At 49.2% G+C, this 18064-nt stretch carries 11 protein-coding genes and 1 pseudogene; all 12 read right to left on the bottom strand.

The genetic code is table 11. The features are described 5' to 3' along the window. Positions 1-71: 71 nt before the first annotated feature. Positions 72-332, bottom strand: a complete 261-nt coding sequence (locus DMN77_RS13680) for a helix-turn-helix domain-containing protein (protein WP_068782482.1) — start codon at positions 330-332, stop codon at positions 72-74. Between the two features lie 17 nt (positions 333-349). Then, positions 350-1342, bottom strand: coding sequence for a hypothetical protein (locus tag DMN77_RS13675; RefSeq protein WP_179015439.1), 993 nt, complete (start codon positions 1340-1342; stop codon positions 350-352). 418 nt (positions 1343-1760) lie between these two features. After that, positions 1761-5330: a glycosyl hydrolase 53 family protein gene (locus tag DMN77_RS13670; protein WP_179015438.1), complete on the bottom strand. Its 3570-nt coding sequence runs from the start codon at positions 5328-5330 to the stop codon at positions 1761-1763. A 26-nt stretch (positions 5331-5356) separates the two neighbouring features. After that, positions 5357-7429, bottom strand: coding sequence for a beta-galactosidase (locus DMN77_RS13665; RefSeq protein WP_179015437.1), 2073 nt, complete (start codon positions 7427-7429; stop codon positions 5357-5359). A gap of 106 nt (positions 7430-7535) precedes the next feature. Further along, positions 7536-9125 (bottom strand): ABC transporter substrate-binding protein, encoded by a 1590-nt coding sequence (locus DMN77_RS13660; protein ID WP_179015436.1) that lies wholly within the window; start codon positions 9123-9125, stop codon positions 7536-7538. Between the two features lie 75 nt (positions 9126-9200). Beyond that, complete coding sequence (locus DMN77_RS13655) at positions 9201-10145, bottom strand: carbohydrate ABC transporter permease (RefSeq protein WP_256872383.1); 945 nt, start codon at positions 10143-10145, stop codon at positions 9201-9203. Between the two features lie 18 nt (positions 10146-10163). Next, positions 10164-11126, bottom strand: a complete 963-nt coding sequence (locus DMN77_RS13650) for an ABC transporter permease (protein ID WP_372775899.1) — start codon at positions 11124-11126, stop codon at positions 10164-10166. 161 nt (positions 11127-11287) lie between these two features. Next, on the bottom strand, positions 11288-12871 hold the full coding sequence (locus DMN77_RS13645) for a response regulator (protein ID WP_179015435.1): 1584 nt from the start codon (positions 12869-12871) through the stop codon (positions 11288-11290). A 97-nt stretch (positions 12872-12968) separates the two neighbouring features. Next, entirely contained in the window at positions 12969-14714 is a 1746-nt protein-coding gene (locus DMN77_RS13640) for a sensor histidine kinase (RefSeq protein WP_179015480.1), read from the bottom strand. A 75-nt stretch (positions 14715-14789) separates the two neighbouring features. Beyond that, a complete protein-coding gene (locus DMN77_RS13635) occupies positions 14790-15614 on the bottom strand; it encodes a carbohydrate ABC transporter permease (protein WP_179015434.1) in 825 nt (274 codons plus the stop codon). Next, complete coding sequence (locus DMN77_RS13630) at positions 15611-16507, bottom strand: carbohydrate ABC transporter permease (RefSeq protein WP_068782490.1); 897 nt, start codon at positions 16505-16507, stop codon at positions 15611-15613. The genes DMN77_RS13635 and DMN77_RS13630 overlap by 4 nt, the downstream gene beginning before the upstream one ends. 94 nt (positions 16508-16601) lie before the next feature. Further along, positions 16602-17883: pseudogene (locus DMN77_RS13625) on the bottom strand (ABC transporter substrate-binding protein). Positions 17884-18064 lie beyond the last annotated feature (181 nt).

Raw genomic sequence — 18064 nt, 5'->3', positions numbered from 1 at the left:
GGTATCCGTGTAAAGCGGCGGTAGCCCGTGTGGATTGCGTCAGTTCATTTAATACCCAAGGGGCGGTATCCTCATTCCATACTGAGTGCTTCTTTTATTTGGGGGATGGATAATCCGCTGGACTTCAGTTCTTTAATCCGCAATATACGAGCGACCGTTGCCTCCCTTTTGTATCTTCGGGTCAAATTTTCCTCTGCCTGCTCAAAAGGAAGCATCCCCTCTTCGGTATAAAATTTCAGCGTACTATAGCGCGAATCTGTAAGACGCACTAATTCACCTATAGACACATATTCAGAGGCTAGTATCGTCTCCATGGAACGTTGTCTGGACATGATTATTTGACTCCTTTTTAAAATAACGGTTTCGGAATTAGACGCACCCCATGGATCGGCACTCTTCCGTAGATGGCATGTGGGATCGCTTCGTAAACAATATTATCCACCTTAAGGGTCGGAATCTGCCCCTTATGCAGCACCGTAACCGTGTGGCCCTTGGATTCCAGCCGCCCCCTCACATCATGCAACCTTTTCACTGCATTAGGCAGCATTTGCTCAGTGTCAATGAATATGGCCTGTGAACGCTCCAGCATTGGAAAAAGGAAATTCATGCCGCTGCCCACCTGTGTCCTGACTACCCCTGTCTTCATGCGCAGAAGCTTCTTGAGGATTAATTCAATGCCGCTATGGATGCGGATCGGGAATAATACTTTGGCCAGCGGTTCATTTTGATATAGCTTATACATTCCGGCACTTATACCGACCAGTTCGCTCCGCGAGAAGAAATCAAGCATACAGCCGCTTTCGCGAAGAAGCCATACTAAACAAATCGTCTCATCTGTGACCAGGCCCTCTTCCAGCAGCTCCGCCCGGGCGCTCTCTGTAATCGTTGAGTATGCTTGGATATCGCTGCGATATTCTTTAATATCCACACCTGCGGAATGAAAATAGAGATCGCACCCCAAAATATGAGAAATCTCCTCAAGCAGGTTCATCTCTTTCAGAGAATCCGAGATGGCGTGTTCTAACTGTCTCAATTTTCTTTCCGGGAGCCTGGCAGCCTTCTTCAGCCACCAACTCAGCTCGCCCGTGGTCTGCGCATTTTTGCGCACGATGGATGTTAAAATGACTTCGCGATAAGGTATCGTCTGCGATTGCTCAAGCATAGCTTTATTCAGAACGAATTGCTTCCCTGTCTGTGTGAATCCGCCGTCTAAGTAAATTTCTAGAATAACCGCCGCAGCCATGCAACGAAGAGCCACCTTCTTCGCAGTAGTCATCTCAAGACTTCTCTGTGCGTTTAACGCTATAATCGAAAAACTTTGTCCCAATTTTAGATTTGTCATTTAAAATCCTCCTCTGATCATCATTTTCTTGGCTTATTCTGATGTCTGCCTAATGCGAGGAATCCGTTAAATCTCATTTATTACTTACTACTTATCACTTACTACTTACTATATGTCATTTTCTTGCTTTGTCAAGAGAAACACGACAATCGCTTTACGAATGGGTCATCTCCCAAGTTGGGCCAGCCAGCATTCAAAAAACTCCCCTGACCACAGGGGGGCTAGTGCCCGTTGCGAGATAGAGTCAAAATACATACTGTTCTTACTCCGGTTGCCAAAACAAAAACACCTCCAGGATTCTCTATATCTTACGACATAGCAAATCTTGAAGATGTTTTGATGGGTCTCACGTCAGAAGGGGCAGTCGCCCTAAATCGGAGCAATTCTTGTTAAACAATCCGACATTGTGCAAAAGGAACTAGAACTGCAGCAAACGATATACGACTCGTGCTGCTTCCGCTCGGGTCAGATCGGCGCGAGGCGCAAATTGATTCCGCTCTCTGCCCTGGAGTAATCCGAGCGACACAGCAGAGACAACGGATTCAGCCGCCCAACCGGCAACCTCATTCCGATCAGCAAATGGATAAATCATGGCTTGCTGAGGTACAAGTTCGCCAAATAAAGCATACGCCTTCATCAGCATCACTGCCATTTCCTCACGAGTGATCGCGGTTTGCGGATCGAAGTGCCCGTTTCCTTTGCCGTTCACAATTCCATATTGGTAAGCGATCTCTATCGCTTCAGCATACCAGGCCTCGGCCGGAACATCTGCAAACCTCCCCGAGACCACACCTGCTTCAGTTCCTGTTCCAGCCATCCACGACCCATGCTGCATTGCGATTGCAGTGACGTCGTATTTAATCGACAAAGCGCGTACAAGCAAGGCGGTGAATTCCGAGCGACTGATCGAACGGGTCGGGTTAAATGATCCTTTGCCGTCGCCTTCGATCAGCTGTTTGGCTGCGAGCTCGGCGATGATTTGCTGTGCCCAATAGTCAGGAGAGACATCTGCAAATGTCTTCGCTACCTGCAAAGCTATATATGTGCCAGGGTGATAAAGGTTTGCCGCAATCATTTCGTCCGACCATTTACCGCCGGTGTACGTATAACTTCCATTCGCCACCTTGAAAATTCCCGCAATATGTCTATTCGTTTCCAGGTCAAGCGGGAGACGGAGCTTAAGCGGGGTCGGGAACTGAAACAAGCGTTTCACCACACCCTCGGAAGTCGTCAACATCAAATCCACATCATAACCTAACGTCAGAACGTGAATAGTTGTAGAGGTATCGACATTCGCTGACTGCATCATGGCTTCAACATCCGTCAGGTTGACCGGATTAATCCGTACCGTTATCGCAGCAGTATTAGCCGCATCAGTATCCAGGTCAAGCAATGCGAGCAATACCTCTGCAGGAATAAGCAATGAAACAGCTCCATTCTTTAATTCAAGCGGATCTGATCCGAGCAACCGGAGGATACCAGACGACAAAGTTACTTCATGTATATCGGTCGGGATCATTACAAAGTACGAGCCTTCCTCCGTCTTCTTCAACTGATCCGAAGTAATGGAGAGGCTGGCCGCACTGCCCGGCTTCTGACCATCATTGCTTGCTGAACCAGCGGATTCCGCCGAGGATGGGCTTTCCGCTGGCGTACCCGGATTGCCTGAGGTACCCGGTTGCTCCGGATTCGTTGGCAATTCCGGAATATCGGCAGTTCGGATGAGCTCCATATCGTCCAAATACCCCCATACTTCCCCTGGTGCCTCCACCTCAAAGCCCACCGTGATCCGTCCGTTCATAATCTTGATGTTCTCAACCTGATAGGGCCTCCATACATTCCATCCGGTATTTACCATATCGGTACTGAGCACTTCCTCGCCCTGCTTCGCGAACAGCTTAAGCACCGTATCTCCGCCGCCACCGGAAGCCCACGCCTTCAGCGTATAAATTCCATTCTCCAGGCCCGTAATGTCCTGGGTTAATTGATATTTATACGGTTCACCATACCAATAATTAAATGCATAGTTGCCGGAATGCGCATTGGCTGCATTATGCTCGACCTTACCAACATCACCGGTCCCGGTAAGTGTCCATTCCGATAAGTCGCCGACTTCAAAGCCCGGATTTCTGATCTCGTTCGCTTGAGCCAGCACGGTGATTTCAATCGAAGCCTTTTGGGATATCCCTTCCACCGTTCCATACAACGTAAATTTACCAGGCGTAGTCCATTGTTCACCCTCCATTTCATCCCATGCCACCGGTACGGAGTGAATCGAGCCTTCATTGAACAAGACGCTCGCCGCGGTCGGCAAAGATGGTACACCGCCTTTTGGAATCGTGATGGCTTGCGATGGATACACAAGGAGTGGCAATTTGTCAGCAATGCTGCCCGGGATAAATTGAAATGCATCAAGCGATGGCAGAGCATTGCCGTCAAAGTCGAATATCGCTTGATTCTCCCAGGCGTTCCCTTCGCCCGACTTCCAGCCTACACCAGGCAGCCAGGCTGGTTCCCAATAGAAGACGCCGAGGCCTCTATGGCCATCAACATGGGCGACCGTATTCATGACCGTCTCTGTCACCAGCTTCTGATTTGCAACGGATGCCGGGAAACCGGCGATTCTCGTTTCATTCTCGCCCGCAATATTGCCATATTCATCGGCATCTTCGTAAGTATAGGGATAAGCGGTCTCAGCCACGACGACTTCCTTGCCATAACGGACAATCAGATCATTCATATTGCTCTTCAGATCCTGGAAGGTACCATGCCAATACGGGTAATAGGATAATCCGATGACATCGTAATCGACACCCCGCCGCTGAATCTGATCGAAAAAGCTGCGAAACTTGCCGTTGCTTCCCCCTTCGGCGAGATGAAGCATAATTTTCACTTCGTGATCCTGCGGCACCGTGTCGCGAACGGCTTGGCTGCCCTGCTGCAGCAGTTCCGCCAATCGATCGAAGTTGCTGGTCGATCCGTCAGGAAGGAGTATGCCGCTGTTGATTTCATTGCCGATCTGGATCATATCCGGATAGGCATCAAGCGCGGCCAGCTCTGATAACACTTCATGCGTATATGAATAAACCGCCTGCTTCAAACCGCTAAAATCAAGCTCCTTCCATGCCTTCGGCTTCACCTGCTGGCCCGGATCGGCCCAGAAGTCGGAATAATGGAAGTCCAGCAACAGCTTCATCCCGGCCGCTTTAACCCGCTGAGCCATCGCCAGGGTATGCGGCTTATCGTTGTAGCCGTCCGCCTCTGCCGGATCATTCCACAGCCGCAAGCGGACATAGTTCACGCCGTGATCCTTCAGGATCGTGAGCAGGTCCTTCTTTGCGCCGTTGTCGTAAAATGCAGCCCCCTGATCTTCCAAGGCTTGCAGCGTGGAAATATCAACGCCTTTGATGAACTCGGCCGGATCATACGCTTCCTCCTCGATCTTCACCAACTCAACATCGTCAAAATATCCCCAGGTCCCAGCAGGCCCAAACACCTCAAAGCCAATCGTCACCTTGCCATCAGTCACTTCAATGTCCTGTACCCAATACTGCGCCCATTGCTCCCATCCGGTGTTGACGATATCGGTACTTAGCCCCGTTGGATCGTTATCTGCGGTCTCTGTATAAAACTTCAGTCTGGTCTCTCCTCCACCTCCGGACGCCCAGGCCCGCAGCTCGTAAATCCCGTCTTCCAGACCGTCGACCGACTGAGACAGCTTGAACCAGGTCGGCCCGTTATCACTCCAGTAATTAAAGGAATAGGAGCCTGAATGCGGCGACAAGGAATTGACCGCATACGTAATCTCCGTCACGGTCTGTGTCACCTTCCAACCGCTTAAATCCCCGCTCTCAAAGCCGGGATTCTGCAGCTTGCCTGGCGAAGATGCCAGCGGCAAATCCGCTGCCGCAGACCTCGGCGCATTCGCGAAACTTAAGTGTGAAAATGTCAATAGAAATACCAGAAGCATGAGTCCTGACTTTTTCATTTCGTACCTTTCACCTCACAACTCTACTAGAATGAATGATGCTCTCGCCTGAGTATCACGGATCCATGCTTAGGCAATACAAAGGAACTGGGAGCCGGCTCTCCGCTTTCAATATCCATATACACGGCAGCATCCAGACAAACCTCTACCTCTTGGCCGGAGAAATTAAGCAGGAATACATAATCCTGCTCGCCATCAGTACGAAGCTGTGCCGTTACTCCATCCGGCAAGACGGTGTCGATTGCCCGTTTCACGCCGGCCTCGTCTACAAGCTTCCTGTACAGCGAGTCGTAGAATCGCTGCTCGCTGACTCTGGCCGCAAGATAATAAGCTTGGCCTGCGCCTAGCCGATTTATGGTCAATGCCGGGCCTCCGGCATAGAAGTCATCCTCGTAAGCAGCCAATACCTCAGCTCCCTCGGCGTGAATGATCTCACATAGCTCGTGAATTTCATATTTGCCTTCCAGCCCCAAGACGTTGCCGGAGGACATTATCAACGCATTACGATCCTGCTCGTGCAGCCCGTCGATTTCTTCCGCCCAAATGCCAAGCGTGCTGCGCAGCGGTCCCGGGAAGCCATTCAGATAACAGAGATCATGCTCATCAACGATTCCTGTCCAATACGTGACCACCAGCGTTCCGCCGCGTTCTACATACTGTTCCATCCGCTTGCCCGTCTCTTCCCGCAGCAGATAAGCCATCGGAACTACGATCAGCTTATATCTGGCAAGATCATCCTTTGATCCAATGATATCGGTAGGAACGCCCAGCTCCCAGAGGGAGTGATAATGCTGCATCACTGTCTCTTCATAATGGATTCCGCTATTGCGCGGCCCTTGCGCATCATGTATGGCCCAACGATTATCCCAATCAAACCATATCGCGGCTTCGGCTGGAACCTGAGTGCCGATAATCCCGCTCATTTGCGATAGCGTCTTGCCTAGAGCGGCAACATCCTGAAACACCCGCGTATGTTCATGCCCGACATGATCTACTACTGCGCCATGAAATTTCTCGCTGGAGCCCCGGCTTTTCCGCCATTGGAAATATTGTACCGTATCTGAGCCATGGGCAACGGCCTGCAAGGAAGAAAGGCGATGCATTCCGGGACGCTTCAGTTTGCTCACCGGCTGCCAGTTCGTCTGACTTGGCGTGCTCTCCATCAGCATGAACGGCCTATGCTTCAGCGTGCGGAATAAGTCATGGTTGAACGAGAACCAGACAGCGATCCTCGCCTCCGAATCTGCTTCATGCCAGGTCGGATACGCATCCCAGGAAATAACATCCACCGCTTCGGCGAACTCGCGATAATCCAGCCCGTAGAATAGATCCATCATATTGGCAGTGCACGGCAAGTCTGGATTGGCCTGCTTCAGCGGCGCGATCTCGTGCTTATAGAAGTCAATGGTCTGGTGAGATACGAAGCGGCGCCAATCCAGATGGTGACCATGCACCATCGTCTCTCCATGGGGGGCCGGCGATTCAATCTGTAACCAGGATGTATACGTATGGCTCCAGAAGGCGGTCCACCACGCATAATTCAGCGCGTCCAGCGTCCCGTATTTGTTCCTCAGCCAGGTCCGAAATGCTTCCTGGCAATAATCGCAGTGGCATTCGCCGCCGTATTCGTTCGATACATGCCAACCGATAACAGCCGGGTGATGGGTGTACCGCTCGGCAAGTTTGCTATTCATGATTCTGACCTTCTCCCGGTATACCGGGGAAGAATAGCAGTGATTATGCCGGTGACCGTGCAAATTGCGGCGACGGTTCGCTTCCACGCGCAGCACTTCCGGATATTTCTCCGACATCCAGGCCGGGCGCGCACCACTAGGCGTAGCAAGCCATACATATATGCCATTCTCAACTAACCGATCCAGGAGGCGGTCAAGCCATTCAAACGTAAATTTCCCTTCCTCCGGCTCCAGGGCCACCCAGGAGAATATCCCCACGGACATGACATTGCAGTGGGCCAGCTTCATCAGCCGAATATCTTCATCCAACACGCCAGGATCATGCAGCCACTGATCCGGATTATAATCAGCGCCGTACATGAAGACCGGCAGCTTGCTGCTGATTGGCGAATGCTTGTAGTTCATTTCCAGCTTCCTCCTCTAATCCAATCATGTCGTTATTTGGAACAAAGTAGGGGACGGGCGTCCCCTACTTGTCATAGCAAACCCGTAAATGAAATCGAAACGCGGGCTATTGATTTGCCAGAAAAGCGTCAATTTGACTTTGCAGCTCCTGCCGAATGGTATCGATCCCCGCAGCCTCCAGCTGCTTGATCAATTCGGCCTGCCCCTTGTCGAGGTCATCGATCAAGCCATACTCCAGTGGAATCGCATAACGCAGCATCACATTGCCTACGTTAGCAACCTCGTTCTTAACATGGGTATCGTCAAATACGAAGGTTTCCAGCGGAAAATGATAGACTTTATCCATCCAGCCCTCCAGTATTTGGTCAGCCTCTACCGGATAGGAAGCATCCTTTCTGTTCAGAAGCGAGTTCCAGCCCCAATTGGAGAACCCTGTGTAGCTCTCCGAGCTTGGACCCGGAGTATACTTGTCGTCGCCCGACGGCTCGTAATGCTTGCCGGCAATACCGTACATCGTCAAATCATGAATCTCTTTGTCATTTTGCAGCAGGTCAATCAGCATCAAGGAACGCTCCACGTTTTTCGAGCCGGCATGGACGGCCATTCCGTTCTGCGTGGAAATCGCGCCGATCTTCTTCTTATCCGGGGTAAGATCCACAATCGCCACTTCATATTCCGGCTTATCACGCCGCATCTCTGCCAAATTGAAAGCAAGGGTTCCCAGGTTCTGTGCATAGGAAGCCGTTTTGCCTGCCTTCATATCCTGCCATGTGTCATTTTTGTTGCTGACGATATTCTTCGACCAGACTTTGTTCACAGCAAGATCCTTGTAATAAGCGAGCAATTGCGAGAATTCAGGCGTATCGTACACATTAAAAACCTGGCCTTTCTCATCGTCCAGCTTATAGGCAAACGGTATGCTGTAATCTATCAAATTCCAATTGTTTTGCTGTTCCAGCAAAATTTGATCCAATTCATGCCATTTCCAGCCGTCCGCCGGCTTGGCTCCAAAACCGCTGATGCCTTGCTCGCCCGCAGCGATCGTCTTCACGTAAGCACTATAAGTTTCCGGGCTGTTGACCGGCTCAAGATGATACTTCTTGCGCAAATCCTCGCGAATTAGCACGACCTTATCTGTAACCTCATTATTGTTATTCGGCACCATGTACAGCTTGCCGTCTACTTCTGCCTGTTGCCAGGCAAACTCCGGCATCGCTTCCCACGTCAGCGGCGCATATTTCTGCAACAAGTCTTCCGTCAGTTCAACAAAGCCGCCTTTCCGCGCCTGGTCGTTGTAGTACGCCCAGTTCGCCGTGTAAGCGATATCAAAATTCTCGTTAGCGGCAAACTTCAACGGATATTTCTGTGACCAGTCCGCCCAATCGAGAAATTCGACTTCCACGGTAGCGTTGATCTTCTCCTTCAGCAATTGATTCAGTTCGCCAAAAACCTCATCATAATCGGCCGGCTTCCCGCCGATCATAAGCATCTTCAGCTTCACCTCCTGGGATAGGTCAGGCTGACTGTCATCGGTCTGGTTCACGGCGGCGTTGTTGGCAGAAGCGCTCTTGCCACTGCTGCTGTTTGATTCCTGATTTGAGGCACTCCCCCCTTCGCCTCCGCAAGCTGTCAGCCAAGTGGATAGAGCAAATACCATCGCCAGCAAAAACATAAATCTCTTCTGTTTGTGTTTCATGACAAAATCCTCCCCCGATTATTTTGACTTTATAACAACCTCTTCACTTATATCGATAACCAGGTTATCCTGTGGTCATCCTTTTACCGCTCCAATCGTCAAACCTTGCACAAAATAACGTTGAATAAATGGATAAGCGAGCAAAATCGGTCCGGTAGCGACGATCGTCATCGCCATTTTCAAGCTCTCGGTTGGCAAATCGAAATTCACAACTGCCCCCGACTGCATAATCGCTCTCCTCATCCCGTCCATATTGCCGAGCAATCGATAGAGATAGTATTGCAGCGGCATCAAATCAGAATTGGAGATGAACAGGAGCGCATTGTACCAATCATTCCAATAAGCCAGCGCAATAAACAGGCCGATCGTTGCCAGAGCCGGCTTGGACAGCGGAAGAATAAAACGGGTATAGATTTGGAAGTCTCCGCTTCCGTCTATTTTCGCCGATTCTATGATCGCCTCCGGGATCCCCCCCATGAACGACTTCATCACGATAATATAGAACACGTTCATCAGCATCGGCAGGATCAGCACCAGGAGTGTATCCTTCAGATGCAGGTAATTAACGATAAGCAGGTACCAGGGAACGAGCCCGCCGCTAAAAAGCGTCGTAAAGAAGAAAAAGAAGGAAAAGGCATTGCGCCACTTGAAATCTTTTCGCGCCAGCGCATAGGAGGTCATCGAGGTTAAAAACAATCCGAACAGCGTTCCCAGCACCGTCACCGTAATGGTCACGCCATAGGCCTTAAGCATATCCGCCGGATATTTGAACAGCAGATGGTAGGCCTCTGTCGAGAAGACCGCAGGGAATAGTTGATAGCCTTCTCTCGTAATTGTGCTCTCGTCCGTAAGTGAAGAGGAAATGACCAGTACAAATGGAATGATGCAAAACAGTGCAAAAATGGCTAATGACACATAACCAATGATGGACAGGAGCAGACGATCCTTTGGCTTCGTTCTGCGCGATGATGTATCGATTTTTCGCCCCGTTCCTCCGGACGCCGGTACTATTTCGTTCATAAGCTTTCCCCTCCGTAATCAGAACAAAGCACGGTCTTTGTCGTATTTGCGTACAGCATAGTTCGCGAGCAGGATCGTAACAAATCCGAGAACGGATTGATAGAATCCGGCAGCGGCAGACATGCCGATTTCATTCGAGGTAATCAGCATTCTGAATACAAAAGTATCGATAACATCCGTCGACGAGAATAACAGGCCGTTGTTGCCAACCATGTTGTAGAACATCCCGAAGTCTCCACGGAAAATGTTGCCAATCGCCAATAAGACCAGAATAATAATTGTTGGCATCAAGCTTGGGATCGTAATTTTGCGGATTCGCTGAAAAATGTTGGCCCCATCGATCTCGGCAGCTTCATACATCTCCGTATCGATGCCAGTAATGGCCGCCAAATACATAATCGTCCCGTAACCTAGCGTCTTCCAGGCGGCTACAAAGACTAATATAATCGGCCAATACGCAGCTGTATTATAGATATCGACAGATTCAAACCCGATTTTGTTCAACAGAACATTGACCATTCCAACGTCATAATTGAACAAGTTATAGGCAATCGCCCCCACAACGACCCATGAAATGAAATAAGGCAGGAACATAATGGTCTGCGTAATCTTGCGGAACCATTTACCGGCAACCTCAAACAATAGAATGGCGGCGAAAATCTGCAGCGAGTTATTAACTACGATAAACGCAACATTGTACAGTGCCGTATTTCTCGTTACACGCCAAGCATCCCCTGAATCGAAGAAAAAGCGGAAATTGCTAAGCCCGTTCCAAGGACTTCCGAATATACCGCCGCTGTAATTGAACTGCTTGAAGGCAAGGACGATTCCTGCCATCGGTATATAGGCGAATAATAGAAAAAAGAATACGGCAGGCAGCAGCATCAATAGCAAAGTTCTATACTTTTTCACATCGCTCCAAAAACCGCGGCTTTTCTTCATCCCCTTAACCAGCTCCCTTCTCTTTATCTCTGCCATCATTATAGAATGGCTTCTTCTATTCAGAAATTCAGCGCCGCAACTAAATATAGTACTTTTTCCACGATAGCCTTAGAGGGCCGGCTGCAATCGGTAAAACTTCAAGACAAAAAAACCGAAGCCGGCTGCAAAGCGCGAATTCGGTTTTTGACCCTTAACAGCTCTCATATTTTATTTCTTTTGCGATATTCCCCCGGCGTCATATTCATCGTTTGCTTGAATTGCCGATTGAAATAAATGATGTTCTTATAGCCCATGCGTTCGGCGATTTCATATATTTTCAGCATAGGATCGGATAGCAGTTCACAAGTGCGGCGAGTCCTCTGCACATTTAAATAATCGCTAAAGTTTGTGCCTGTCTCTTCCTTGAATACATATCCCAAATAATTCGGGGTAAAATCGAAAAATGCAGCGACCTCTTTTAATGTGATTTTCTTCTCGATGTTATGATCGACATAAGTCATGATCTCCTGGATCAGCTTCCGCTTCTGACGCTGATTTTTGGCATACAGCAATTCGGATAACTCGAAGAATCTTTTTCTCAGCCAGGATGTAATGTCATGGACCGTCTCGAATTGAAACAATATGACCGGCTGATAGGAGTCCCATTTCATCAGCTCATATAAATCCTCGCCTCTTTGTCGCAGATCGGCATGAAGCTTCGTCGTCATTCGCAAAATGAGATCATATACTTCCTTCTTCTGATTGATCGGCATCCGCACGTTAAAAATTTCTCCCAGACAATCATCGATGGCGACAAGATCATAGTCCATGATAGCCAGCAGCATACGGTCCAGAATTTCCTCTACCGAAGGAACGGGGAAGTGTTCGCCGGGCGCCCATTCCACGATATCCCAAGAGATCAGCCTGTCCTTGCCGAGCAGCCATTTAATGCTTAACGCGGCTTGCGCCTGACGATAAGACTCACGCAGCTGATCTTCCTCACGCGCAGACTTCCCCATCCCCACTGTAACGGTAAACGGAAAGGAATTCCGTACGGAGGAAATAAGCTTCTCCAACAATGATGGAAATTCCGGCTCAGGTACGGACGACAAAATAAGGAACTTCGTCTGTTGACTGCGAAAGAACGTGCCAAGCATATTCTCCTCTACATCATACCGGATGAACCCGGCCAGCTGATTGATATGATGATGCTTCTCCGCTTCTCCCATTTCGCTGGCCTTCCATTCCAAATCGTCAATCTCAATCAGGGCGGCCGTTGTCCCGAAGCGGAGCAGCGGGGATAAAATCTCCATGATATGCGTTCCTACCTTGCTTGGCGCCGGATCGTTAAGCCAGCGGAGCAGCAACTCCTCGTTAACCAGCGACCAGGCTGCCGAAATAGAGCGATGCTCCTCACGTTCACGTTCTACGCTCTCACACAGGTTGGCCAGCATCGCATACAGCTCCAGATCCTCGACCGGCTTAAGCAAATATCCTGAAGCGTTTAGCTCGATTGCTTTTTTGGCATATCCGAAATCCTCATGACCACTGATGAATACAATTTTAACGTCGGGATTTATTTCTCTGGCCCGTCTGGCAAATTCCATGCCCGACATGATCGGCATGCGAATATCGGACAATATAATATCAATCCGTTCCTGCTCCAGCATTTTCAGTGCGCTAAATCCGCTGTTGGCCGTTCCCGATACATGAATTGGATATGGAATTTCATTTCCGGTTACGCGGCGCCGCATCCACTCTAAATCCACCGCTTCATCGTCGACCAGCAAGACGTTAATATCCATTTGCATGCTCCTTTCGGCTTTCCGGACTTGATGACTTGAGCATAACTTACCTCATTTCGCCTGAACATGGCGCTGAGCAATGAAAACATATACTATTTCACCGATTTGCCTGAGCTTCTTCAATGATTTCATGCCTAACATTATCCTCATCCACAGGGAGCAGGATTTGCACTGTAGTTCCTGCCCCGTATAGGCTGGCGATGTGAATTCCGTAATCCTCCCCGTACCTGAGCTTAATTCGATCATCTACGTTCTTGACGCCATAACCGTCCCCCTCGGTCTGGCTCGGCTGAAGCAGCAATCTTTGCACCGTATCTTCTCTCATCCCAATCCCGTTATCGATCACCTTCAGCTCGATGCACTCGCCGATCCTTCTCCCCTTAAGGATGATCGCAATCGTCTCTCCGAACCAGGCATGCTTGAAGATATTTTCCACGAATGGCTGCAAAATCAGTTTGATAACCTGAACGGATAAAATATCCGGTTCCACATCGACATAAACCCGGAATCCGTCCGCATACTTTACCCTTTGAATATCGAGATAGGTCTCGACCTGTTTCAGCTCATTCTCCAGCGCCGTAAATACTTTGCCTTGATTTAGCGTCAATCTGTAAAATCGTGAGAGTCCCTGCACCATCTCGGTCACCTTACCGGTCTCGCCCAAATTGGTCAGGCTGCTGATCGTCGATAAAGTGTTATACAGAAAATGCGGATTGATCTGCGCCTGCAGCGCTTCAAGCTCCGCCTGCTTCTTCTGCATACCCTGGACGTACACACTATTAATCAGCTCTTCGATATTATCGGCCATTACATTAAAGGCATCGGCTATATGCACAAATTCATCATTGCCCGCAAAACGAATCCGCCTTTGAAAATGCCCCTCCTGAAACGAGCGCAGCAGTCTGACGATCCGCGCCATCTTTCGCCCGGAAATTCGCGCCACCATCGAGCCGATCAAGGCCATCCCGACGAAGCTGAGCGCACAGACGGCAAAGATGGAACGCTGCAGCTTGGCCGTGTCCTTGCTTAAATAGGATTCCGGAACCAATGTCTCAATCATGAAATCCGTGCCGGGTATGTTCTCCTGCAAAATTAAATAGGAATCGGTATCGGCATCGGGCCCTGCATTCCCGCGTTGATACAGCGTCTGTTCACCCGATGCAGAATCGACCAGGCGCAAGGTAATCCCCTCCTCTACCGGGAAGGTATCGAAGTTGCCGAACAAATCGTTTAATGATGCCGTAATGCGGACATAGCCGATCACCGTATTTTTGCCGCTGTAGGATACCAGTCTGCGGATATGCGATATATTTTCCAAACGTTGATCTGTATCTATTTGCAGCCAAATATTGTCCCGTTCCGAATCTTTGAAATTCCGGTACCAATCACTATTCATAATCTGCTCGTAGGGAAGGATGTAATAATCGCTGTTGGCAATGGGCGAGGCCTGGTCATCCCCTGCAACCACATACATATCTTCGTTCATCGTATACACCATCAATCGGATATTATTCCCGAACAGCTTCAACGGCGCGGTAATCTGCGGCACGATGTCATCAAGCATGATCAGATAGATTTGATAGGGATCGCCCTTCGTCTGTAGAGCCCGCTGAAATGACAGGCTGCCAAACAACGTATCGGACATCCGCTGAATCTCGTCCATCTGGTACCGGATATTGTTCCTGGCTTGCTCCATACCTGTGCGAACATTCGTCTCGGCCATTTCCGTCCGCGATTGAATCAGCATCGCATAGGAAATGTAACCGATTACAACATCGGTAATTAAGACGAGCAGCAAGTATGGAACAAGCATCTTGTATGTAAACGGAATATACTTCTTCATCACCGAATGTTCCCTTCTCCCCCAGTACGGTCCTATAAATCAATCATATCGAGTTTGAGGAAAAGAAAACAGTATTTATTTGACCGAGCCCATCATACCTGCCACAAAATGCTTCTGCATGAGGAAAAATACGAGCGCTGTCGGCAAGGTCGCGATGACGATCGCCAGCATGGATAAGCCGTAATCCGGAGCATACCCTGATCCGAGGGTTGATATAAGCAGCGGGATCGTTCTCTGCTGAGGTGATTGCAGAACAATGAGCGGCCAGAGGTAGCTGTTCCAGCTCGACATGAACGTGATAATGCCTGCCGCCGCAAAGGTCGTCTTCATCGTTGGCATATAAATTTTGAAGAATATGCCTAGTTCGCCGAGTCCGTCGATCCGGCCTGCCTCGATTAAATCCTTCGAGAACATCTTTGAATTCTGGCGGAAGAAGAAAATAAGAAATGCGGTCGTCACTGTTGGCAGTATCACGGCAGACATCGTGTCCATGCCAATCGCCGGCACGGCACTTGAGATCCCGGCGAACATGCGGTATAGCGGCACCATCAACGCCGCGAACGGAATCATCATCGAGAGCAGCAAAATGCTGAACACGATATCCTTCACTTTGCTGCGGAAAATCTCAAACCCGTAACCTGCCAAGGAGGCGATCAGAATCGCCAAAATGGTGAGGAGCACAGATATTTTCGCTGAATTCCACAAGGCCGTCCCTAGCTCTGTCGTATCCAGCAGTTTCTTGAAATTTTCCAGTAAATAGCCGCCGGGGAGCAGTCTGCCTTTGGTGATATCCACCGATTTATTCGTAGCGCTGACGACCATCCACAAAAAAGGAAATATCGATACAAACGCAGCAATACTTAGAAAGGTGTACGTGGATATACGCTTTAGCTTCTTCATTTCTGATCACCTGCCACCTTAAATTGAAGGATCGAGAGCACAATAATGATAATGACGATAGAATAGGATACGGTTGCCGCATAGCCGAAATCCGCCGTATATTTGAACGACAGATTATAGATGTACTGCGAGATGGAGAGTGTCGCGTTCCCGGGACCCCCCTTCGTAATATTGACAACTTCATCAAATAGCTGCAGCGTGCCAATCGTAGAAGTAATCGATGTGAACAGAATAATTGGCTTCAGCATCGGAATCGTAATACGAAAAAATTGCTTCGTAGACGAAGCTCCGTCTATCCGGGCTGCTTCATAGATGGAGGGGTCGATATTCTGCAGCGCCGATAAATAGAAGATCATATTGTATCCCGTCCATCTCCAGGTAATCGCCAGTATAATCGTAATCTTGGCCCAAAACGGATCGGTGATCCAGCCAATCGGCGCGCTACTGATCGACAGCTTCATCAGTATGGCATTCACAAGTCCCTCATTCCCGAACAAATACTTGAACACGACGGAATAGGCAACCAGCGATGTAACACATGGCAGGAAGATCGCCGTCCGGAAGAACCCCCTGAATCTAAGCTGGCTGTCATTAAGCAGCACGGATATAAATAAAGCCAGAATAATCATGATTGGAACCTGAATCAACAGGTAAATCATTGTATTCTTGAGCGCTGTCAAGAACATCTTATCTGTTAACAGCCTCTCGTAGTTGGACCAGCCTGTGAAGCTTAACCGGGAGCCTGTTCCGCTCTTGAAGGATAAGATCAGCGCCTGAATCATCGGATAGAAGTAAAAGATAGCAATCATCAACACGGCTATCAAAATGAAGCCCCATCCTGTGAATCCGACTCTGGCACGTATGCTGACATTTCCTGATTTATCCGCTCTCATCACTGCCTTAGCCCCTTTCTGCTGCAAAATAAAACCCCGGGACGCCTCAAGCTCCCACTTAACGCGCCCTGGGGTTATTCATGTGAAATAAGCTTTATTTAATCTGCGCTTCTGCCTGGGATTGGGCGTCACTGAGAACCTGATCGATATTTTTGCCGTTCAAATAATTCTGCACCTCAACAACCAGAATATCTTCAATCGCATACGTCGAGGTACCGTAGTTCACTTTGGGAATTTCTCCTGTCCATTTTGCAAAATCATTCACGGTCTGCTGGCCGCCGAAAAATTCATCCGGCTGTGAATACGCCTCCCCCTGAGCTGCCGCCTTCAGGGTTCCGATCGCTCCGATTTTGGTTAGCAAGGTTTGATACATATCCACATTTGCACCAAACGTTTCCGCCATGAAGTCTGCCGCCGTCTCCGAGCCCGGAACATTCATGACATACCAGGAGCTTCCGCCAAGATTCGTCGCATGGACGGAATCCGGCATATCCGGCAGCTTTGGCATCGGCAGAATCGCCCATTTGCCGGATTGGGATGCTTCCGCCTTAACGGAAGGCGTAATCCAGTTCCCGGTCGGCACGGTCGCTACATCGCCATGGTTAATCGCTGCGATAAACTGGCTCCAATCCGCATTTACTTGGACGATGTTGGCCTCCATCATTTCTTTGTACAGCTCCAACGCTTTCTTCAGCGCGGCATTGCCGCCAAGATCCGGCGTTTTCCCGTCTCCCTGCAAATACCATGAGCCTGCAGACTGAATCATCATGCGCAGAATGCCAAGATCATTCGGGTCAAGTGATATCATATTTTTGCCGGCAGCCGCTTTTATTTGCTTGCCAATTTCGATATATTGGCCCCAGTCCAAATCCTTCAGATCATCCAGCTTGTATCCCGCCTGCTCCACATAGTCCTTGCGAACATATAAACCGGCGACACCCGAATCAAATGGAACCCCATATTGCTTGCCGTTTAAACTGGTTGGCCCAATTTTGTAATCAGCGAAATCCTCCGCCTTGATCTTGCCGCTTAAATCCACAAATGAATCAGGGTAAGACTGCAGGAAACCTTGAGCCCGGTAATCTTCAATTAGCACGATATTGGGCAGCCCTTTGGTCGTACCGGAGTTCAACCCCGTATTCGTCCGCTTGCGCGTATTCAACGATATTGACCTTCACATCCGGATGCTTCGCATTATAGGCTTCCTTCGCAATGTTCAAGGCTGCGATATTAAATGCGGGATCCCATGCCCAAATCGTAATCTCCTTCGCTTCCCCTCCGCCGCCGGAAGCCACTTGATCTTTGTCTTTGGTTCCGGAGGAGCAGGCGGTTAATAACAGCATGCAAGCCATCATTAAAACCAATGCCTTTCTCATCGTTTCAGCCCCTTTTCAATAATTTATCATGTTGATCTTATGGCGGTACCTGCCGCTGCAAGCGCTTACCATAAGTTCTGAATTTATCGTAGCATCGGGCCTTAAACCATCGTTAGCAATTTCTTTGCATCGTTTTGTTGTTTTTTTGCCTCCATAGATGCGCTTTTTATTTTGGAACTAT

This window comes from Paenibacillus sp. 79R4 (assembly GCF_013393165.1).
Taxonomy (GTDB): Bacteria; Bacillota; Bacilli; order Paenibacillales; family Paenibacillaceae; genus Fontibacillus.
The sequence above is the reverse complement of the archived record's forward strand: the minus strand, read 5'-3'. Positions and strand labels throughout refer to the sequence as shown.